Raw genomic sequence first — 20881 nt, forward strand, 5'->3', positions numbered from 1 at the left:
GATGCGCGCGGTTGAACTGCTAGGAGCTCCAGGATCGCCCTATACGCGCAAGATGTTGGCGCTGCTGCGCTATCGCAGGATCGCGCACCGGACGATCTGGGGCAGCCATATGAACCCAGTGCCCGGCTATCCCGCGCCCAAGGTCAAGCTGCTGCCGACCGTGTATTTCGGCGAGGGCGAGGCGCGCGAGGCGGTGGTGGATTCCACTCCGATCATTCGTCGGCTTGAGGCAGACCACCCGGAGCGGTCGGTCATCCCCGAGGATGAGCTGCTGCGCTTTCTCGATACGCTGATCGAGGATTTTGCCGACGAGTGGATGACCAAGGCGATGTTCCATTATCGCTGGCATTACAGTGAAGATGCCGCGAACGCCGGGCCGCTGCTGATTTTCTGGCAGGACCCCCGCTACCCCGACGACGTTGCGGGGCCGATGGCGGACGGCTTTGCGCGGCGGCAGATCGACCGGCTGTACGTCGTAGGCTCCAACGACACCACCGCGCCGATCATCGAGGCAAGCTATCAGCGGCTGGTCGGCATTCTCGACCGCATCGTCCAGCGCCAGGGCTTTGTGCTGGGTACGCGCCCCTCAGCGGCCGACTTCGCGATCTATGGCCAGCTGACCCAGTTGGGCATCGTCGACCCCACGCCCGCGCGGATCATGGCGCAGTCCTCGCCGCGTCTGCGCGCCTGGATTGACCGGGTGGAGGACCTCTCCGGGCATCATGATGGTGCGTGGCTGGATCATGGCGCGCTATGGTCGCATCTGGGCGAGCTGCTGGCCGAGATCGGCCGCGTCTATGTTCCGTTCCTGCTCGCCAATGCCCAGGCCGCCGCTGCCGGGCAGAGCGCGTTCGAGACCACCATCGATGGCAAGCCTTGGACACAGCCGGTGTTCCCCTATCAGGCCAAGTGCCTGCAGACGCTCCGCGCGGCGCGCGATGCCTTGTCCGAAAACGCCAGGCAGGCGCTCGACGCACTGCTCGCGGGAACCGGATGCGATGAGATGTTCGTAGCGGAGCAGTTGGCATGATCCGCAAGGCACTGGTCGCTCTGCTCGTGCTGCTGGTGGCGGGCGGGACCTGGGCGTGGTTCAACAAGAGCACGGTCCTGCTGTTTGCGGCAGCGAACTTCGGCAAGCACGAGGTCGGACCCAACCGCGAAGTCGTGTGGCAGCAGGGGCCGGATGCACCTGCTCTGCCGGGCGACAAGCGTCCGCCCAACATCGTCTTCATCCTCGCCGACGATCTTGGCATCAACGATATCTCGACTTTTGGCGGCGGGGTCGCAGGCGGCATGGTGCCGACACCGAACATCGACCGGCTGGCAGGCGAGGGCGCGATCTATTCCAACGCCTATGCCGGCACCGCGAGCTGCGCGCCATCGCGCGCGATGATCCTGACCGGGCGGTATCCCACCCGCACCGGTTTCGAGTTCACGCCCACGCCCGATGGCATGGGCCGCATCGTTTCTGCGCTGTCAGCCGAGATGGATTCGGGACTCCCGCCGCTTACGTACAAGGAAGCGGCGGTGGAGGGCGCGCCGAGCTTCGATGGACAGGGCCTGCCCGGCAGCGAGCGGACCATCGCCGAAGTGCTCAAGCCTGCGGGCTATCACAGCGTGCATATCGGCAAATGGCATCTGGGCGATGGCCCCGAATTCAGCGCCAATGCGCAAGGCTTTGACGAGAGCCTACTGATGGCGAGCGCGCTGCATCTGCCCGAGGACGATCCCGACGCGGTCAACGCCAAGCTGCCCTTCGACCCCATCGACAAGTTCCTGTGGGCGCGGATGCAATATGCCAACAGCTACAACGGCGGCGACTGGTTCAAGCCCAAGGGCTATCTCGCCGATTACTGGACCGACGAGGCGATCAAGGTGATCGAGGCCAACCGCAACCGGCCGTTCTTCCTCTATCTCGCGCATTGGAACGTCCATACCCCGCTGCAGGCGACCAAGGCGGATTACGAGGCGGTGGGCGATATCAAGCCGCACCGGCTGCGGGTGTATGCCGCGATGGTCCGCGCGCTCGATCGCAGCGTGGGGCGGATCATGGCATCGCTGAAGGAGCAGGGGCTCGACGACAACACCATCATCGTGTTCTCGAGCGACAATGGCGGCGCGGGCTATATCGGCCTGCCCGAGGTCAACGCCCCCTATCGCGGATGGAAGCTCACCCTGTTCGAGGGCGGCATCCGCGTGCCGATGTTCGTGCGCTGGCCCGGAAGGATCCAGCCGGGGACGGTGGTGGATACCCCGGTCGCGCATATCGATCTGATGCCGACCTTTGCCAGAGCGGGCGGCGCGACCTTGCCCGCCGACCTTGTCATCGATGGCGTCGATCTGCTTGGTGACGACCCTGCCAACCCCGTGGGCAAGCGCCCCGATGACGCGATCTACTGGCAGAGCGCCTATTACAAGGTCGTGCGGCAGGGGGACTGGAAGCTGCAGGTGACCGAACGCCCCGCCAAGACGTGGCTATTCAACCTGCGCGACGACCCGACCGAAAAGCGCGATCTCGCCGCTGCCAACCCCGCCAAGGTGGCCGAACTCAAGGCGCTGCTGGCCAAGCACCGCCAGGGCGCACGCAAGCCGCTCTATCCGCATACCATCGAGGCGCCGGTGGCGATCGACAAGCCCCTGGGCGTGAAGTTCAAGAAGAGCGATCCCTATATCTACTGGCCCAATTGATGGCCGCGTTGCTGCCGGTTCCCCAGCCTGAACAGGTCGCGTCGACCCCGTCGCGCTTTCTGGCGGTGTGCGGTGTGCTGGCGGTGGTACCGGGGATGATCCATGTGTTCGCGCCCGATGGCGGGGCGGGGGTGATCGCCGGGCTGGATCTGGCGCGCGATGGCGGCCGCACGATCGGCCTGTTCGCCTGGGCAGGCGCGACGCAGATCGCCTGGGGTTCGATGATGCTGGCGGTGGCTCTGCGCTATCGCGCGCTGGTGCCTTTGGTGCTGGCATTGCTGCTGCTCGAGCGCAGCTTGCACGCGCTCAATTTCTGGGTGACCAAACCGGGCACGCACCACCCGCCGGAAAGCTATGCGGTGCTGATTGCGCTGCCGGTCATCGCGCTGTTCCTGGCGCTGGCGCTGCGGCATCGCGGATGATGCGGAAGCCGATATGGTTGGAGGAAAAGTCGGCCTCCTGCGGCTGGCGCGCTGCCGGGCGGTAGCGCGCGCAGAAATTCGCCGCGCACAGCCAGCTGCCGCCCTTGATGATCATACGTGCGTCATCGACCGGGCTGTCGGTCCACTCCCAGACGTTGCCGATCAGATCGTGAACGCGGTTGCGGTCCGCCGGGAAGCAGGCCGCAGGGGCAGTGCCCGAAAAGCCGTCGGTGCCCTCGTCGACGGCCGGAAACACGCCCTGCCAATGGTTGGCGCGCGGCTTTCCGGCATCGTCGATCGCGCCGGAGAACCGGTTCGCGCTGTCGGGAAGACCGGTGCTCGCGGCGTATTCCCATTCCTCCTCGGTCGGCAGCCGCCCGCCCGCCCATTTTGCATAAGCGCGCGCATCGGCGAGCGTCACATGCACCACCGGGTGGCGGCCGATGCCCGAAATCGACGAACCCGGGCCTTCGGGCGCGCGCCATGTCGCGCCCTTGCGCAGCACCCAGCGGCCGTTGCGCCCCTGGTCATCGCGGACAAACAACGCCGACCCGGCAGCGGGATCGTCGCTCGCAGCGGCCTTTTCCGCCTCGGTGACATAGCCGGTCGCCTTGACGAAAGCGGCGAACTGATCGTTCGTCACTTCATGGCTTTGGATAGCGAATCCGCTGACGCTGAGCCGCATCGACGGGGCTTCTTCGGGGTAGAGCGGATCGGCGCCCTTGATGAACGATCCACCGGGCAGGGAGACAAAGCGGCCCTCGGTGAAAGGCGCCATGGCACAGTCAGGACTGGCGGTTGCCTGGCTTTCCGGTGCGGTGGGCGGCTGCGCCTTGCAACCTGGCAGCACCATCGACGCTGCACACAGCACGGCCAGCGCGCCACGCATCGCGATCAGGCCAGCAGCTTGGCGATGGCCAGCTTCACGACCTCGGTAGCCTGTTCGGTCGTCAGGTCCTGATCCTGCCGCAGCCTGCGCCAGGTCTGGAATCCGGCGCACATCTCGATCGCGGAAAACTGCGCTACATTGCGCCGTACAGCCTCGGGAAGCACGTTCTCCAGCCCAGTGCGCTCCAGATGCAGGAAGCGCTGATAGTTGACCATCAGATATTGCGAGCTGAACCGCCGGATACTGGCGGCGATTTTCAGCGGCATGATCCGTTCATAGATCGCCGCCCGGCGCTCGAGCAACTGGTCGAGTTGCGACTGCCAGCCCTCACCGGTGAACGGTTGCTGGATGATCGGCATGATCTGCGCCTCCATCCGCTCGGTCATCTCGCAGTAAAGAGTATCCATTTCCTCGAAATGACGGAACACGGTGCGCGCGCTGACCCCTGCGCGTTCGGCGATCTCGGCAGCGCTCGGTTCCATCGTGCCGTCCATGATCAGCTCGAGCATGGCATCGACGATCGCGAGGCGGCTGCGCTCGCTGCGCTGTTTGCGGCCATCGGGATGGCTGGCGGGTTGGCGGGCTGGGGAGGGTGCATCCATGTCCATCGGCTTACTATCAAGCCTTCCCGCTGTCACCCCTTGCTGCCGATCTGGGCAAGGATAGGCTGCAGCCAGGGCATGGCCATCGCTTCGTTTGACAGCACGGTTTCGATGTTGAGCTGGCCGTCGAGCCCGGCGCTGCGGTGGACCGCGATTTCGCGCCATTCCTCGGACATCGACATGCGCACCATGTCGCCGCGCTTGGGGTAGACGCCAATCGCGACCTCGTCCCACAGCTCGCCGACCTGGCCGAGCGACAGGAACGTCACGTCGGCAGCAAAGATCGCCATGCCGCCGAACTTCGGCAGCAGCTGCGACACTGCGCGCCCATAGATCATATAGGCCTCTCGCCCGGAAAGATCGGTTTCGCGGCCGTCTTCATAGACTGCCTTGTCCTTGAACTTGAGCAGGTTGATCATGAAGATCGGTCCATCGGGGCCCGGCTGCATCAGCCCTGCCATGGTGGCAGCATTCCCGGGAAAAACCTCGTTCAACACGGTGAAGGGCTGGGGCATCGCAGGACTCGCTGGCTGGAGTTATCGGCGCCAGACTATATATTGACATATACCATGTCAATATATCCGCAGATTAGCTGTTGTGGTCGAGGATTACCTGCAGGAACGCGTCGCCATAGGCTTCCAGCTTGCGCGTGCCGACGCCTGAAATCCGCGACAGCGCATCGAGCGTGCGCGGGCTGCGGTCGGTCATTTCGCGCAGCGTGCTGTCGTGGAAGATCACATAGGGCGGCACGCCTGCCTCCTGCGCCAGTGCGCGGCGGCAAGCCCGCAGCGCTTCGAACAGGGGATTGCTGACAGGATTGGGTGAGTCGCCTCCGCCCCGCTTGCTGCGCCGCGCGCGCTTGGGCGGCAGCACCAGCGACAGTTGCACCTCGTCGCGCAGGATCGCGCGCGCCTGCGGACCCAGCATCAGCCCGCCATGTTCGTTGGTGTCGAGCGCATCGCGCAGCAGCAGCGCGCGCGCGACCGGCTTGATCAGCGCCACCTCGTCATCCTGCACGATCCCGAACACCGACAGCTTGTCGTGGCCGCGCTGCGTCACCTTGTCGTTGGACTGGCCGCGCAGCACCGCCTCGAGATGGCCGATGCCGAAGCTCTGCCCGGTGCGATAGACGGCCGAAAGCAACTTGCGCGCGGTCTGCGTCGCATCGACGCTGGCGGGTGGGTTGAGGCAGTTGTCGCAATTGCCGCAGGTCTCGGGCGGGCTCTCGCCGAAGTGGCGCAGCAGAATCGCACGGCGGCAGCTTCCGGTTTCGACCAGCGCGCCCAGCGCCGAGATGCGCGCGCGCTCGCCGGCCTGACGCTCGGGCTCGATCTCGCCGATCCGCATCCGCGCGCGCGCGAAATCGTCCGCGCCCCAGAACAGATGAGCCTCGGCGGGCTCGCCGTCGCGGCCCGCGCGGCCCGATTCCTGATAATAGCCCTCGATCGACTTGGGCAGCCCGGCGTGCACGACGAAGCGCACATCGGGCTTGTCGATGCCCATGCCGAAGGCGACCGTTGCGCACATCACCATGTCCTCGCTGGCGATGAACGCGTCCTGATTGGCGCGGCGCATCTCGGGCGGCATTCCGGCGTGATAGGCACGGACCTGCCGCTTGCCTTCGCGCCCGAGTTGCTCGGCCAGCTTCTCGGTGCCCGCGCGGGTCTGGGCATAGACGATGCCCGGGCCGGGGTTGCTCGCGACCAGACCGGCGATCTGCTGTGTCAGTCCATCGCGCGGGTGGACCGCGTAACGGATATTGGGCCGGTCGAACCCGGCGATGATCATCCCGTCGCGTTCGATCCCCAGCTGCTTGAGGATGTCCTCGCGGGTGTGCCCATCGGCAGTCGCGGTCAGCGCGAGGCGCGGGCGATCGGGAAAGCTGTCGAGCAGCGGCCGCAGCAGCCGGTAATCGGGACGGAAATCATGCCCCCATTCGGACACGCAATGCGCCTCGTCGATCGCGAACATCGATATCGGCGCGCGGCCCAGCAGAGTGCGGAACCCTTCCGAGCTCGCACGTTCGGGGGCGACATAGAGAAGGTCGAGTTCGCCCGCGCGAAAGCGGTCCTGCGTCTCCTGCCAGTCTGCATCGACCGAGGTCAGGCTGGCGGCGCGGATCCCGAGCGCAGTCGCTGCGCGCAGCTGGTCGTGCATCAGCGCAATCAGCGGTGAGATGACGACACAGCAGCCATCAAGCGCCACCGCCGGCAGCTGATAGCACAAGGATTTGCCCGCACCGGTGGGCATGATCGCCAGCGTGTTGCGCCCGGCCATGACGCGGCTGACCACCTGGTCCTGCACGCCGCGAAAGGCCGAGAAACCGAAGGTCTCCTGCAATACGTCAAGGGTGGGCCGAGTCATCCGCCCGCTCTTATGGGCGGCGGGCAGCGCAGGGAAGGGAAAAAGCCGCGTGGACCCCAAAGGGGTCAGGCGGCGTTGTCGATGCCCAGCTCGGTCAGCTTGCGATACAAGGTCGAGCGGCCGATCCCCAGCCGCCGCGCGACCTCGGTCATCCTTCCGCGATAATGGCCGATCGCCAGGCGAATGACATCGGCCTCGATTTCCTCGAGCGGACGAAGGTTGCCATCTTCGGCGTACAGCTGAATGCCGATGCCGTCATGGCTCGCCGACGCACGTCGCGGCTCTTCCTCACCCAGCATGGTGGTGAGCTGAGGAAATTCGGTCGTGGTCAGCGCGTCGCCGTCGCAGAAGATCGCTGCGCGGAACAGGGCGTTCTGCAGCTGGCGAACGTTGCCCGGCCAGCCGAAGCTCGTGAGCAGCGACAGCGCTTCATCGGTGATGCCGAGTCCGCGCATGCCGGGTTGCTCGGCGATGCGGTTGAGAAAATGGCGCACCAGTGCGGGAATGTCGCTCGATCGGTCGCGCAGCGCGGGGATGGTGATCTGCACCGGCGCGATCGCATAATACAGGTCTTCGCGAAAGGTGCCCGCCTCGATCATCGGCTTGAGCGGCGAGTTGCTGGCGCAGATGAAGCGCACGTCGCAGCGCTGGCTGTGCCGTGCGCCGAGCGCGCGGAACTCGCCCTCGCGGATCGCATCGGCAAGCTTGGCCTGCGATTCGAGCGGAATCTGATCGATCTCGTCGATGAACAAAGTACCGCCCTCGACTCGCTGGATCACGCCGATATGCCGATCGAACGCGCCCGGGAAGGCGCCGCGCTCATGCCCGAACAGTTGCGATTCGATCTGGCCGCTCGATGCACCCGCGCAGGTGACCAGCCGCAGCGCCAGCTTGGCGCGGGGGCTTGAGGCGTGGATGGCGCGCGCAATCATCTCCTTGCCGGTGCCACTTTCGCCCTCGATCAGCACCGGGGTATGGGTGCGCGCCGACTTGGCGGCGATGGCCAGCGCGGCGCGGAATCGCGGAGACGAGCCGATCATCTCGTCGAAATCGAGTGGCGCTGCGATCTTTTCGGTCAGTGGGCGCAGTTCGTCGACGTCGTCCTTGCGGGCGGCAGCGTTGAGCGCCGCGACCAGACGATCGGGTGCTATCGGCTTGATCAAATAGTCGGTGGCACCCGCGCGCATCGCCTCAACCGCGAGCAGAGGCGAGGTACTGGCGGTGAGCATCAGGATCGGCAGCGCCGGGCGGCGCGATTTGAGTTCTGCGATCAGTTCGGCCGCTTCGTCGCCGGGGACCCATTGGTCGAGGATGATCGCGTCGAGCAACATCCCTTCCTGCGTTCCCAGCATCGCAATGGCGGTTTCTGAATCGTGCGCGAATACCGTGCGCCAGCCAGCCTTGGCCGCCAAAGCGGCAACCAGGCGGCACTGCGCCGGCTCGTTGTCGATCAACATCACCCGGCGGATTTGCTGATCCGTGTCTGCTCGTTCTTTTGCCATCATGAGCCTTCCTAGGCACATGTGGTAAAAACCCGATTAAAGCTAAGCTTGCCCCCCCCCTTATTGAATTGGCGCTTGCGGGATTGAGCCGTACCCGGCATTCGGTTAAGGCGAACCGAGATAAATTTCGGCAACTTTTTAATGGGGAAGGCTCTGACCATGGCCAACGACATGTCCAACAACAACATCGAATCCGCTCGCCAGACATATGAAGGCTTCATGGGCTGGATGAAGACCGGCACCATCATCGCGGCGCTGGTAACAGCGTTCGTCGTCGTCCTTATCGCTAGCTGAGCGGCGACCTGCATGAAAATCGCGGTCCTCAAGGAGCAGGCACCGGGTGAACGGCGCGTTTCGGCGAGCCCGGAAACGGTGAAAAAATTCATCGCCCTGGGCGCGGAAATGGCGGTCGAAACCGGCGCGGGAGAATTTGCATCGGTATCCGACGCTGATTTTTCCGCCGCCGGTGCCACCGTCGCCTCGCGCGCCGAAGTGCTTGCCGGTGCCGACATCATCTTTGGTGTCCAGGGACCCGATCCCGACAGCCTGGCTGGTGCAAAGCCAGGCGCGATGATCGCCGCATCGCTCAACCCGTTTGGTGAGCGGGCGCGGATCGACGCTTATGCCAGCGCAGGCTTCCAGGCGCTGGCGATGGAGTTCATGCCGCGCATCACCCGCGCGCAATCGATGGATATCCTTTCGTCGCAGTCCAACCTTGCCGGATACAAGGCGGTGCTCGATGGCGCATCGGAATACGGCAAGGCGTTCCCGATGATGATGACCGCTGCAGGCACCGTGTCTGCCGCCAAGGTGTTCGTGATGGGTGTCGGTGTTGCCGGACTCCAGGCGATCGCCACCGCGCGCCGCCTGGGCGCGCAGGTGTCGGCCACCGACGTCCGCTCGGCCACCAAGGAACAGATCCAGTCGCTGGGCGCCAAGGCGATCTTCGTCGAGAATGTCGCTGGCATCGAGGGCGAGGGCGCAGGCGGCTATGCCACCGAAATGTCCGATGAATACAAGGCGGCGCAGGCCGAATTGGTCTCATCGCACATCGCCAAGCAGGATATCGTGATCACCACCGCGCTGATCCCGGGGCGCCCTGCGCCGCGGCTGATCACCGACGCCCAGATCGCCAGCATGAAGCCCGGCAGCGTGCTGGTCGACCTTGCGGTCGAACAGGGCGGCAATGTCGAAGGCGCTGTTGCAGGCGAGGTCGTCGTCAAGCACGGCGTCAAGATCGTCGGCCACCGCAACGTGCCCTCGCGGCTTGCGACCGACGCCTCGGCTTTGTTCGCGCGCAACCTGTTCAACTTCTTCTCCGCGTTCTGGGACAAGGAGGCCAAGGCGCCTGTCTTCCCAGACGACGATGAGATCGTGCAGGGCATCCGCGTGACGATGGGCGGCAAGGTTGTGAGCGAGAGGTTGCTGGGTTAACGCCGGACCGCTTCGGTAAGCCTAGGCGCATCGTCCGATCAAGCCAATATACATCCGCGAATTGCTCAAGTTCATAGATGCGGTCGAAGGAAGTCCGAGATGAAGCCACAGGATTATGAGGTCGACATATTTCCGCTTTCGCCAGAGGAAGGCGGAGGTTTTGGCGCTGTTGCTCCGGATTTGCCCGGGTGTCGTTCTGACGGTTCCACTCCGCAAGAAGCTCTCGAAAACATTTATGATGCTATTGCCTGCTGGCTTGAGGCATCACACGAAATGGGGCGTGCCATCCCCCAGCCGCGCCGAGCGGCGGCCTGATAACGAAAAAGGGCGAGCTTTATGGACTTCATCTCAATCCTCTCGATCTTCGTGATGGCCTGCTTTGTCGGCTATTACGTCGTCTGGTCGGTCACGCCCGCGCTGCACACGCCCTTGATGGCGGTGACCAATGCGATTTCGTCGGTGATCATCGTTGGCGCGCTGATTGCCAGCGCGGAAGCGGGATCCGATGTCGCCAAATATCTGGGTCTGCTGGCGGTCGTCTTTGCCAGCGTCAACATTTTCGGCGGTTTCGCCGTCACCGAGCGCATGCTTGCGATGTACAAGAAGAAGGAGCGCAAGTGATGGCTCTGGGGGCAATCATGAATTTCAACCGTCATCCCTTGGCTTTCGCAGCGGCCGCCGCCAGCACCTTGACTTCGGCTCCCGCGTTCGCCGCAGGCGGCGAGGGCACTGCGGTGAGCCCGTGGGTGTCGCTCGCCTATCTGGTCGCAGGCGTGTTCTTCATCCTCGCGCTGCGCGGCCTTTCCAGCCCCGAGACCAGCCGCGACGGCAACCGTTTCGGCATGATCGGCATGGGCATCGCTGTGATCACCACGCTGATCACGCATGACATTGCCAACATCGTCGAAATCATCGCCGCCATCGCGATCGGCGGGGTTGCGGGCTTTGTTATCGCACGCAAGATCAAGATGACCGACATGCCGCAGCTGGTCGCAGCATTCCACTCGCTGGTCGGCCTGGCCGCGGTTCTGGTTGCGCTGGCCGCGTGGCTCAACCCCGAAGCGTTCGGCATTCTCGACGCGACAGGGCAGATCCTTGCGGTCAGCCGGATCGAGATGGGTCTCGGCGTCGCGATCGGCGCGATCACCTTTTCAGGCTCGGTCATCGCTTTCCTCAAACTGAATGGCAACATGTCGGGTTCGCCGATCATGCTGCCGGGCCGTCATGTCATCAACCTTGGCGTGCTTGCCGCGATCCTCGGGATGATTGCCGTCTACACCGTATCGCCTGCAGGCGGCCCCGGCGAAGGCTGGCTGTTCCTCGCGATCACGCTGCTCGCGTTCATCATCGGCTTCCTGCTGATCATCCCGATCGGCGGCGCGGACATGCCGGTCGTCGTCTCGATGCTCAACAGCTATTCGGGTTGGGCGGCAGCCGCGATGGGCTTCACCCTGTCGAACACCGCGATGATCATCACCGGCGCGCTCGTCGGCTCGTCGGGTGCGATCCTTTCCTACATCATGTGCAAGGCGATGAACCGCAGCTTCATTTCGGTGATCGCCGGCGGCTTCGGTGCCGAATCGGGCGGCGGCGGCGCAGGCGCGGTCAAGATCGACCGGCCGTGGAAGCGCGGCAGCGCCGAAGACGCGGCGTACATGATGAAGCAGGCCGAAAGCGTGATCATCGTACCGGGATACGGCATGGCGGTGGCGCAGGCGCAGCACGCGCTGCGTGAAATGGGCGACCTGCTCAAGAAGGAAGGCGTCAGCGTCAAGTACGCGATCCACCCGGTCGCAGGCCGCATGCCCGGTCACATGAACGTGCTGCTCGCCGAAGCCAACGTGCCCTATGACGAGGTGTTCGAGCTCGAGGACATCAACAGCGAGTTCGCGCAGACCGATGTTGCGTTCATCATCGGTGCCAACGACGTGGTCAATCCGGCGGCGAAGACCGACAAGTCCTCGCCGATCTACGGCATGCCCGTGTTCGATGTCGACAAGGCCAAAACCGTGTTCTTCATCAAGCGCTCGATGGGCGGCGTGGGCTATGCGGGCGTCGACAACGACGTCTTCTACATGGACCAGACGATGATGCTGCTGGCCGATGCGAAGAAGATGGTCGAGGACATCAACAAGAACCTGGGCCACTGAGCGGGATGCGCAAGATCGGCCTGATCGGCGGGATGAGCTGGGTTTCGACCGAAACTTATTACCGGCTGATCAACACCGAAGTTCAGAAACGCGCCGGATCGCTGTGCAGCGGTCCGATCGCGATCGAGAGCCTGAACTTCTGCGATATTGCGCAGATCACCACGCCCGAGGGGTGGGACCACGCGGCGGACACGTTGACTGTTGCGGCCCGTTCGCTCGAACAGGCTGGCGCGACCGCGATCCTGATCTGCGCCAATTCGATGCACAAGGTCTATGACCGCGTGCAGGGCGCGGTTTCGGTGCCGATCCTGCACATTGCCGATTGCGTCGGCGAGAAGATGCAGGCCGACGGCGTCAAGCGCGCGGCGATCATCGGCACGCGCAACGTGATGCTCGAAAGCTTCTACCGCCAGCGGCTGATCCGCCATGGCATTGGGCTGCTTGCACCCAAGATGGAGCGGGTCGAGGAGATCGACCGGATCATCTACGAGGAATTGATGGAAGGCCGTGTCGTGCGCGAATCGGAGCGGACGATGAAGACCCTCCTCACCAATATCGCCAAGGAAGACGTTGAGGCGGTGGTGCTGGGCTGTACCGAACTCGAGATGATCATCGACACCAAGGCCAATGTCCTGCCGATCTACGACGGCACCGCGATCCACGCGCATGCAGCTGTCGATTGGATCATGGGCGAGGGGTGAGCCTCTGTCCGTCCGTTTTCCGGGCTTGACCCGGAATCCAGAGCGTGTGCAGAGCAATCCCGCCCCTGGGCTCCGGCTTTCGCCGGAGAACGGGCCTGCTACTGGAGCCGCCCCATCATGCATCCCCGCGCACCCTATGCCTGCGATCCCGACGCCACGCGCGGGCGGCAATATGCCGAAGGTGGCGCCCCGACCCGCGGTCCGCGCAGCGCCTTCCAGCGCGATCGCGACCGCATCATCCATTCGATCAGCTTCCGCCGCCTGCGGCACAAGACCCAGGTGTTCGTCGCGCCCGACGGCGACCATTACCGTGTACGGCTGACCCACAGCCTCGAAGTCGCGCAGATCGGGCGCACCATCGCGCGTTCGCTGGGGCTCGACGAGGACCTGACCGAAGCCCTGTGCCTGGCGCACGATATCGGCCACCCGCCGTTCGGCCATGCCGGCGAGGATGCGCTGCGCGAGGCAATGGCGGGGCAGGGCGGGTTCGATCACAACGCGCACACGCTGCGCGCGCTGCACGTGCTCGAATCGCCCTATCCGCGCTGGCAGGGGCTGAACCTCAGCTGGGAGGTGCTCGAAGGGCTCGCCAAGCATAACGGCCCGGTGGCCAACCCGCCCTGGGCGCTTGCGCAGATCGACGCCGGGTTCGACCTCGATCTCACCCGGTACGCATCGCTGGAGGCGCAGGTCGCGGCGGTGGCCGACGACATCGCCTATGACAATCACGATATCGACGATGGCCTGCGCGCGGGGTTTCTGACGTTCGATGATCTGCTCGCGCTGCCTTTCGCCGCCCGCCAATGGGATGCCATCCGCCAGCGTTTTGCCGATGTCGGCGTTGACCGGCTCCAGGGCGAATTCATCCGCGACCAGATCGGGCTGATGGTCAATGACGTCATTGCGTCGACCAGAGCGCGAATTTCCAGCCTGGGTATCCAGTCGATCGACGATGTCCGCCGCGCAGGCGAGACGGTCGCAGGGTTTTCCGATGGCATGGCGGCACAGGAACGCCAGCTCAAGGCGTTCATGTATGAGCGCGTCTACCACCACCCGCGCCAGCTGGAAGCCGCTGCGCTGGCGCGCGACGTCATCGCCGCGCTGTTCGCCGCGTATCGCAGCGATCACCGCCTGCTTCCCGAAGACTGGCGCGCCAGGATGCCCGAGGGCGAAACCGCGCAAAGTCGGCACATTGCCGACTTCATGGCGGGCATGACCGATCGCTTTGCGCTGACCTGCCACCGGACTATGTTCGGCCATGCACCCGAGGGTCTCAGCCACGTCTGACGTGCGGATATTGCATTGCAGCGTAATTTGATTGACAGCCCCTTTGGCTTTGGTCATTCCGTGGAACGTCGATGGGGCGCAAGCCCTTGAAAACGGCACGGGAGAGCGCGGGGTGCAAGCCCCGCCACCGAAGGAGCAACCGCCCCGGAATCTCTCAGGTCATCGGGACCGTGTCGTTAGTCGGCGCTCTGGAAAGCGAGTGGCCCTGCCGGGTTGCTCCACCGAAGGGGTAAATGGCGGCCTGCACTGGGCCATCATGAAAGCTCTCAGGTTCAAGTGACAGAGGGGGTTGGATGTCGGGCACGGCCAATGGGCTGTGCCGTGCCATTCAGCCTCATGCCACCGGAGTGCCTGATGACCACCGACTATATCGCCGAAATGCTCGAGCGCATTCCCGACAAGCATCTGCCGCTGGACGCCTGGCACCGCGATCGCGGCGGCCGGATGGTCTCGTTCGCGGGCTATCAGATGCCGGTGCAGTATGAAGGCGTGATGGCAGAGCATCTGTGGACGCGCGAAAATGCCGGGCTGTTCGATGTCAGCCATATGGGCCAGGTGCTGCTCACCGGCGAGGACCCTGATGGCGCGTTGGAAACCATCGTGCCCGGCGAAATCAAGGGCCTGGGCGTCAACCGCATGCGCTATTCGTTGCTGCTCAATGACGAGGGCGGGGTTCTCGACGACCTGATGGTCACTCGCCGGACAAGCGATCTGTATCTCGTGGTCAACGGCGCCTGCAAGTACGACGACCTTGCCCATATGCGCGAGACCTTCCCCGATGAGGTGGTGATCACGCTGCTAGACGAGCGCGCACTGCTCGCGCTGCAGGGGCCCAAGGCGGCCGAAGCGCTTTCGAGCCTGATCCCCGAGGTCGCCGATCTGTATTTCATGCAGGCCGGTGCGTTCACCTTCGAAGGCATGTCGCTGTGGATCAGCCGCTCGGGCTACACCGGCGAAGACGGTTTCGAGATCAGCATCGATTGCGATCATGCCGCCGCATTTGCCGACCGTCTTTGCGCGATCGAGAGCGTCAAGCCGATCGGCCTGGGCGCGCGCGATTCGCTGCGGCTCGAGGCAGGCCTGCCTCTCTACGGCCACGATCTCGACGAAGACACCAGCCCGATCGAGGGTGACCTCGGTTTTGCGATCAGCAAGCGGCGCCGCGCGGAAGGCGGCTTTGCCGGTGCCCAGCGCGTACTGGGCGAACTGACCGGCGGAGCACCGCGCAAGCGGGTCGGCCTCACCGTCGAGGGCCGCCAGCCGGTGCGCGAAGGCGCTGAGCTGTTTGCGGGCGACACGCTGGTGGGCAAGGTCACCTCGGGCGGGTTTGCCCCCAGCCTCGGCGCGCCGATCGCAATGGGCATGGTCAAATCTGCCCAAGCGGCAATCGGCACCACGCTGGAAGCCGAAGTGCGCGGCAAGCGCATTCCGGTCACCGTCGCCGCAATGCCTTTCGTACCCCATCGCTATCACCGGCCCAAAGCGGCCTGATTTTACCTGAACGAACGGAGCCACATCATGAGCCGCTACTTTACCGAAGAACATGAATGGGTCGAAGTGGAGGGCGACATCGCCACCGTCGGCATCACCGAATATGCGCAGCAGCAGCTGGGCGACGTCGTGTTCGTCGACGTGCCTGCCGAGGGCAAGCAGTTCGACAAGGGCGATGAGGCTGCCGTGGTCGAATCGGTCAAGGCTGCAAGCGATGTCTACAGCCCGGTTTCGGGCACCATCGTCGAGGGCAACGACGTGCTCGCCGACGAGCCTGCCCTGGTCAACACCGACCCCGAGGGCGATGGCTGGTTCTTCAAGCTCGAACTGGCGGATGCGAGCGAGCTCGAGGGCCTGATGGATGAGGGCGCCTACAAGAAATACGTCGCAGGTCTCTGATTTAACACGCAACCCCTGATTTCACCCTGGCTATCCCGCCACAGGACATCAACCACCCATGCGCTATCTTCCCTTGAACTCCCATGACCGGCAGGCGATGCTGGCAACCGTCGGCGCTGCAACGATCGATGATTTGTTCGTTGATATCCCGCAGGAAGCGCGGCTGACCGGGCCGATCCACGACCTGCCGATGCACGCGCCCGAAATGATGGTCGAGCGCCACATGAAAAAGCTCGCTGGCCAGAATCTGGTGGCGGGCGAGGTGCCGTTCTTCATGGGGGCAGGGGCCTATCGCCACCACGTGCCCGCATCGGTCGATCACCTGATCCAGCGCGGCGAGTTCCTCACCGCCTACACGCCCTATCAGCCCGAAATCGCGCAGGGCACGCTGCAGATGCTGTTCGAATTCCAGACCCAGGTCGCGCGGCTGCTGGGCGTCGATGTCGCCAATGCGTCGATGTACGACGGCTCGACCGCGTGCTGGGAAGCGATCGGCATGGCGCGGCGGATCACCAAGCGCGCGACCGCCCTGCTGTCGTCGGGCCTGCATCCGCATTATGTCGGGGTCGCCAAGACGATGGCGCGCTTTACCGGCGATGCGCTGGTGCACAGCGCGCCGACGCTGACCGCCGAGACCGATATCGACGCGCTGATCGCGCAGATCGACAAGAACACCAGCTGCGTCGTGGTCCAGTACCCCGATATCCTCGGCCGCGTCGGCGATCTCACCGCGCTGGCGAAGGCCACGCAGGCAGCCGGCGCGCTGCTGATCGCGGTGGTGACCGAACCGGTCGCGCTGGGCGCCCTGCGCAGCCCGGGCGAAATGGGCGCGGATATCGTCGTTGGCGAGGGCCAGTCGCTCGGCGTCGGCCTGCAGTTCGGCGGACCTTATGTCGGGCTGTTCGGCTGCAAGCAGAAATATGTCCGGCAGATGCCGGGGCGGTTGTGCGGCGAGACCGTCGATGCCGAGGGCAAGCGCGGCTATGTGCTCACGCTGTCGACCCGCGAGCAGCATATCCGCCGCGAAAAGGCGACGAGCAACATCTGCACCAATTCGGGGCTGTGCGCGCTGGCGTTCAGCATCCACATGACCTTACTGGGCGAAAAGGGCCTGCGCGCGCTGGCAGAGCTCAACCACGCCATGGCGGTCACCGCTGCAGACCGTCTGGCACAGGTCCCTGGCGTTACGGTGCTGAATGACAGCTTTTTCAACGAGTTCACGCTGGTTCTTCCCAAGGATGCGCGCGCGATCGTGCGCGAACTGGCCGATCGCCAGATCCTGGGTGGGGTGTCGCTGGGGCGCCTCTATCCCGATGAAGCAGAGCTTTCGAACGGGCTGATCGTCGCGGTGACCGAGACGGCGACCCATGAGGATATCGAGGCCTTTGCGGCCGCTTTGCAGGAGGTGCTGGCATGAGCATGAACAACCAGGGCCGCCCGACACGACAGTCGGTCGAGGATTCGGCCAATGGCGCACAGGCGACCAGCACCGGCAACCGCGCGCTGATGCTCGAGGAAGCGTTGATCTTCGAGATCAGCGATTCCACCCGCACCGGGGTTGACCTGATGGAAGCCCCCAAGGTCGCCTCGCGCCTCGGCGGGCTCGAGCGCAAGGCTGCGATTGGTTTGCCCGGACTTTCCGAGCAGGAAACCGTGCGGCATTACACCCGGCTCAGCCGCCAGAACTATGCCATCGACCTTGGCCTGTTCCCGCTGGGATCGTGCACGATGAAGCACAATCCGCGCCTCAACGAGAAGATGGCGCGGCTGCCCGGCTTTGCCGACATTCACCCGCTTCAGCCGATCCACACCGTGCAGGGCGCGTTGGCCGTCATCGATGAACTCGGCGAATGGCTGATCAAGCTCACCGGAATGGCGGGCGTCGCGATGTCGCCCAAGGCTGGCGCGCATGGCGAGCTCTGCGGTATCCTTGCGATCCGCTCGGCGCTCGAAGCGCGCGGCGACAAGCGCTCGGTGATCCTGGTGCCCGAAAGCGCGCACGGCACCAACCCGGCGACCGCGGCATTCGTCGGCTATCAGGTCGAGGACATCCCCGCCAACCCCGATGGCCGCATCAACCTCGAGGCGCTGATCGCGCGTCTGGGCCCCGATGTCGCGGGCGTGATGATCACCAACCCCAACACCTGCGGGCTGTTCGAGCGCGATCTCAAGGCCATCTCGGACGCGGTGCATGCAGCAGGCGGGTTCGTCTATTGCGATGGCGCCAACTTCAACGCGGTGGTCGGCAAGGTGCGCCCGGGTGACCTTGGCGTCGATGCGATGCACATCAACCTGCACAAGACCTTCTCCACCCCGCATGGCGGCGGTGGTCCGGGTTCGGGGCCGGTGGTGTTCTCCGAAGCGCTCGCCCCGTTTGCCCCGCTGCCGTTCGTCGAGCGGATGGACGATGGCCATCTGGCACTGATTGAAGAGGAAAGCGCCGAGGACCATCACGCGTCGAGCTTCGGCCGGATGGTCGCGTTCCATGGCCAGATGGGCATGTTTACCCGCGCGTTGGCCTACATCCTCAGCCATGGCGCCGATGGTCTGCAGCAAGTCGCCGAGGATGCGGTGCTCAATGCCAACTACATCCTGCGCTCGCTTGAGGACGTTCTCGATGCGCCGTTCGGTGCGGCGGGCCCGTGCATGCACGAAGCCTTGTTCTCCGATGCCGGGCTGGCCGAGGGTTTCTCGACCATCGACATCGCCAAGGGACTGATCGACGAGGGCTTCCACCCGATGACGGTGTATTTCCCGCTGGTGGTGCATGGCGCGATGCTGGTCGAACCGACCGAGACCGAAAGCAAGGCTGCGCTCGACCAGTTCATCGGCGCGCTGCGTTCGGTGGCACAGCGGGCCAAGGCGGGCGACCAGTCGCTGCACAGCGCGCCGCATTTCGCCCCGCGCCGCCGTCTCGACGAGACGCTGGCGGCACGCAAGCCCGTGCTGGTGTGGACCGAGCCCGCCGCCGAACAGGCCGAAGCTGCAGAATAGGAGAGAAGGTCCACCCGGCCCCGCGCCGGGTGGACCCGTTTCCACCGCTAGACCGTCACAGCCAGCGGCGCACCTGACGGCAATAATCCTGATACGGCTTGCCAAATCTTTGGGCCAAGTACTTCTCTTCCTTCGCGATTACCGCCCGGTCGATGGCAATGAACGCGAACGGCACGAACAGCAGCACGCCTGCACTCGCGTCCCAGATCGCATAGCCGATATGGATGATCACCATCGCCAGATACATCGGGTTGCGGCTGTGCCGATAGGGCCCGCGCGCGATGATCGCCTGGCTCGGCGTCCACGGCTCGGGGTTTTCGCCATAGGCGCGGAACATGCCAAGCGAGACGATCAGCACCGCGATCCCCGCCATCATCAGCGCAAAGCCGATCCAGCCGATATCGCGGCCGATCGGCATCGTCGGCAGGCCGAGCACCCGGTCGGCGAGCAGCCCGAGCAGGATGAAGCCTAGAAACACCAGAGGCGGCGGAAAGCCGACCGATGGCGCGATGCTGGCATCGATGCGCGGCAACTGGGGTGGTTCGTCTTGCATGATCGGTTCACCGTGGCGGCTCGCACCGCCCGTGGCAAGCTGGCTGATTGAAACATGACGGATATCGCGGCATGGTCCTTCGCATGACCGAACCGAAACCATGGCTGATCGACGAGGCAGGTTCCGAGGCGCGCCGCCATGCGCCTGCGACCTTGCGCAACCGCGACGCGATCGTTGATGTCCTGCGCGACTATCTGCCCGCTAGCGGCACCGTTCTGGAGATCGCCAGCGGCAGCGGCGAGCATATCGTGCATTTCGCGCAAGCCTTCCCGCATCTCGTCTGGCAACCCAGCGATTGCGAGCCCGCCGCGCTCGCCTCGATCGCCGCCTGGGCTGCGCAAGCCGGCGCATCCAACGTGCAGCCGCCGCTGCCGATCGATGCCGCGCAGCCCGACTGGCCGATCGGGAGCGCCGACGCCATCCTTTGCATCAACATGATGCACATCAGCCCGTGGGATGCGACGCTGGGATTGTTCAAGGGCTGCGCTCAGGCGCTCACTGAGGAGGCGCCCATTATTCTCTATGGGCCGTATCTCGAGCAGGGCGTGGAGACAGCAGCCTCCAATCTTGCGTTCGACGAATCGCTCAAGGCGAGAAACCCGGCATGGGGGCTGCGCCACCTCGATGCCGTGGATCGCGTGGCATCAGACCATGGCTTCGCGCGCACCAGCCGCCATGCAATGCCAGCCAACAATCTTGCGCTCGTTTATCGGAAGCGTTCGGCATAGCGCGTGCTGGATCGTTGCTATGTCGGATTTTGAGGGTAGAAAAAAAGCGGCCGTTCTGCAAGCGACCCAATTGCGGGCATCTACGTTACCGAGCAATTTCCAGGCACATTCGTCTTTGCAGGCTCGCGGAAGGAGAACTATCCGATGTTCAGATTGACGTTGCCGGGCGCGGCGATCATGCCAATTGTCGTTATGCTTTCGTCCTGCGCTACGTTGACTGAATCCAGTGTCGTTGCATCGGAGCACCTCATAATTGGACCAAAGGGCTACACTGTAGACTGGGGAAGTCCCGTGACGGATCGCTATTGGATTCCGAATGAAACTGAACAAGATATAAAATCTGCAACCGATGCGTGCAACGCACCGCCCAGTGTTTTCGTGTGGCATCATACCGCGCGACCACCGTCGTTCAGCGGGTTAGGGTTGCATTTCCCCGTTGGTGTAGACGAACAACAAAAATCTTGTGTAGTCACGCGCCTGAAAGCCGTGCCAGCACTTACTGTTTACCCAAAACGGAATTAACTTTTGGCCCCACGATGCCTGATGAGTATTGGCCAGTCGCCTTTGTTGCGTCGCCGGTATCTGCCAACAAACAGCCACTCCCGATGCGTCAGTAACTCCCCAAGTCCGGTCAGGCAGCTATCGGATCAATTCTGCCAAAGCCGGCGACCCTCTCA

At 64.1% G+C, this 20881-nt stretch carries 21 protein-coding genes and 1 riboswitch; of the genes, 15 read left to right on the forward strand and 6 right to left on the reverse strand.

Features of this window, described 5'->3' with window-relative positions; translation table 11 throughout:
- Nucleotide 1: 1 nt before the first annotated feature.
- Genes ACK4R0_RS11425 through ACK4R0_RS11435 form a run of 3 tightly spaced genes read left to right on the forward strand, consistent with a single transcriptional unit; the run spans nt 2 to nt 3110 of the window.
- Nucleotides 2-1030, forward strand: coding sequence for a glutathione S-transferase C-terminal domain-containing protein (locus tag ACK4R0_RS11425; protein ID WP_409674058.1), 1029 nt, complete (start codon nt 2-4; stop codon nt 1028-1030).
- Nucleotides 1027-2688, forward strand: coding sequence for a sulfatase (locus tag ACK4R0_RS11430; protein WP_409674059.1), 1662 nt, complete (start codon nt 1027-1029; stop codon nt 2686-2688). The genes ACK4R0_RS11425 and ACK4R0_RS11430 overlap by 4 nt, the downstream gene beginning before the upstream one ends.
- Complete coding sequence (locus tag ACK4R0_RS11435; RefSeq protein WP_409674060.1) at nt 2688-3110, forward strand: hypothetical protein; 423 nt, start codon at nt 2688-2690, stop codon at nt 3108-3110. Before ACK4R0_RS11430 ends, ACK4R0_RS11435 begins: the two co-directional genes overlap by 1 nt.
- Here the strand turns inward: ACK4R0_RS11435 and ACK4R0_RS11440 are convergent.
- From ACK4R0_RS11440 to ACK4R0_RS11460, 5 genes are all read right to left on the reverse strand, one after another.
- Nucleotides 3067-3888, reverse strand: a complete 822-nt coding sequence (locus ACK4R0_RS11440; RefSeq protein WP_409674061.1) for an SUMF1/EgtB/PvdO family nonheme iron enzyme — start codon at nt 3886-3888, stop codon at nt 3067-3069. The two genes, ACK4R0_RS11435 and ACK4R0_RS11440, sit on opposite strands and share 44 nt — an antisense overlap.
- A gap of 116 nt (nt 3889-4004) precedes the next feature.
- A complete protein-coding gene (locus tag ACK4R0_RS11445; RefSeq protein WP_409674062.1) occupies nt 4005-4601 on the reverse strand; it encodes a TetR/AcrR family transcriptional regulator in 597 nt (198 codons plus the stop codon).
- Nucleotides 4602-4633: 32 nt separating this feature from the next.
- Nucleotides 4634-5116 (reverse strand): DUF1330 domain-containing protein, encoded by a 483-nt coding sequence (locus tag ACK4R0_RS11450; protein ID WP_409674063.1) that lies wholly within the window; start codon nt 5114-5116, stop codon nt 4634-4636.
- A gap of 73 nt (nt 5117-5189) precedes the next feature.
- Nucleotides 5190-6965 carry a DNA helicase RecQ gene (gene recQ, locus ACK4R0_RS11455; RefSeq protein ID WP_409674064.1) on the reverse strand — a complete coding sequence of 592 codons (1776 nt, stop codon included), beginning with the start codon at nt 6963-6965 and terminating at the stop codon, nt 5190-5192.
- Between the two features lie 65 nt (nt 6966-7030).
- Nucleotides 7031-8422 (reverse strand): sigma-54-dependent transcriptional regulator, encoded by a 1392-nt coding sequence (locus ACK4R0_RS11460; protein ID WP_409674065.1) that lies wholly within the window; start codon nt 8420-8422, stop codon nt 7031-7033.
- 204 nt (nt 8423-8626) lie between these two features.
- Here ACK4R0_RS11460 and ACK4R0_RS11465 point away from each other — a divergent pair, with 204 nt between their 5' ends.
- The 11 genes from ACK4R0_RS11465 to gcvPB all read left to right on the forward strand — a co-directional run bounded on the left by ACK4R0_RS11465 (nt 8627) and on the right by gcvPB (nt 18923).
- Nucleotides 8627-8761: an aa3-type cytochrome c oxidase subunit IV gene (locus ACK4R0_RS11465; protein WP_409674066.1), complete on the forward strand. Its 135-nt coding sequence runs from the start codon at nt 8627-8629 to the stop codon at nt 8759-8761.
- Between the two features lie 12 nt (nt 8762-8773).
- Nucleotides 8774-9901: a Re/Si-specific NAD(P)(+) transhydrogenase subunit alpha gene (locus tag ACK4R0_RS11470; RefSeq protein ID WP_409674067.1), complete on the forward strand. Its 1128-nt coding sequence runs from the start codon at nt 8774-8776 to the stop codon at nt 9899-9901.
- A gap of 99 nt (nt 9902-10000) precedes the next feature.
- A complete protein-coding gene (locus ACK4R0_RS11475; protein WP_409674068.1) occupies nt 10001-10216 on the forward strand; it encodes a type II toxin-antitoxin system HicB family antitoxin in 216 nt (71 codons plus the stop codon).
- A 21-nt stretch (nt 10217-10237) separates the two neighbouring features.
- A complete protein-coding gene (locus ACK4R0_RS11480) occupies nt 10238-10522 on the forward strand; it encodes an NAD(P) transhydrogenase subunit alpha (protein ID WP_409674069.1) in 285 nt (94 codons plus the stop codon).
- On the forward strand, nt 10522-12051 hold the full coding sequence (locus ACK4R0_RS11485) for an NAD(P)(+) transhydrogenase (Re/Si-specific) subunit beta (protein ID WP_409674070.1): 1530 nt from the start codon (nt 10522-10524) through the stop codon (nt 12049-12051). Before ACK4R0_RS11480 ends, ACK4R0_RS11485 begins: the two co-directional genes overlap by 1 nt.
- A 5-nt stretch (nt 12052-12056) precedes the next feature.
- Nucleotides 12057-12752, forward strand: coding sequence for an aspartate/glutamate racemase family protein (locus tag ACK4R0_RS11490; RefSeq protein WP_409674071.1), 696 nt, complete (start codon nt 12057-12059; stop codon nt 12750-12752).
- A gap of 117 nt (nt 12753-12869) precedes the next feature.
- Entirely contained in the window at nt 12870-14039 is a 1170-nt protein-coding gene (locus ACK4R0_RS11495; protein ID WP_409674072.1) for a deoxyguanosinetriphosphate triphosphohydrolase, read from the forward strand.
- Between the two features lie 88 nt (nt 14040-14127).
- Nucleotides 14128-14220, forward strand: a riboswitch (glycine riboswitch).
- Between the two features lie 173 nt (nt 14221-14393).
- A complete protein-coding gene (gcvT, locus tag ACK4R0_RS11500; protein ID WP_409674073.1) occupies nt 14394-15530 on the forward strand; it encodes a glycine cleavage system aminomethyltransferase GcvT in 1137 nt (378 codons plus the stop codon).
- A 27-nt stretch (nt 15531-15557) separates the two neighbouring features.
- Nucleotides 15558-15929 (forward strand): glycine cleavage system protein GcvH, encoded by a 372-nt coding sequence (gcvH, locus tag ACK4R0_RS11505; protein ID WP_409674074.1) that lies wholly within the window; start codon nt 15558-15560, stop codon nt 15927-15929.
- Nucleotides 15930-15987: 58 nt separating this feature from the next.
- A complete protein-coding gene (gene gcvPA, locus ACK4R0_RS11510) occupies nt 15988-17346 on the forward strand; it encodes an aminomethyl-transferring glycine dehydrogenase subunit GcvPA (protein ID WP_409674075.1) in 1359 nt (452 codons plus the stop codon).
- Complete coding sequence (gcvPB, locus tag ACK4R0_RS11515) at nt 17343-18923, forward strand: aminomethyl-transferring glycine dehydrogenase subunit GcvPB (RefSeq protein ID WP_409674076.1); 1581 nt, start codon at nt 17343-17345, stop codon at nt 18921-18923. Before gcvPA ends, gcvPB begins: the two co-directional genes overlap by 4 nt.
- Nucleotides 18924-18978: 55 nt before the next feature.
- On the opposite strand, the gene ACK4R0_RS11520 is transcribed toward gcvPB, so the two are convergent.
- Nucleotides 18979-19476 carry a methyltransferase family protein gene (locus tag ACK4R0_RS11520; RefSeq protein WP_409674077.1) on the reverse strand — a complete coding sequence of 166 codons (498 nt, stop codon included), beginning with the start codon at nt 19474-19476 and terminating at the stop codon, nt 18979-18981.
- Nucleotides 19477-19559: 83 nt separating this feature from the next.
- Here ACK4R0_RS11520 and ACK4R0_RS11525 point away from each other — a divergent pair, with 83 nt between their 5' ends.
- Complete coding sequence (locus ACK4R0_RS11525) at nt 19560-20204, forward strand: DUF938 domain-containing protein (protein WP_409674078.1); 645 nt, start codon at nt 19560-19562, stop codon at nt 20202-20204.
- Nucleotides 20205-20881: the final 677 nt, after the last annotated feature.

The organism is Blastomonas sp., assembly GCF_046294995.1.
Lineage (GTDB): Bacteria > Pseudomonadota > Alphaproteobacteria > Sphingomonadales > Sphingomonadaceae > Blastomonas.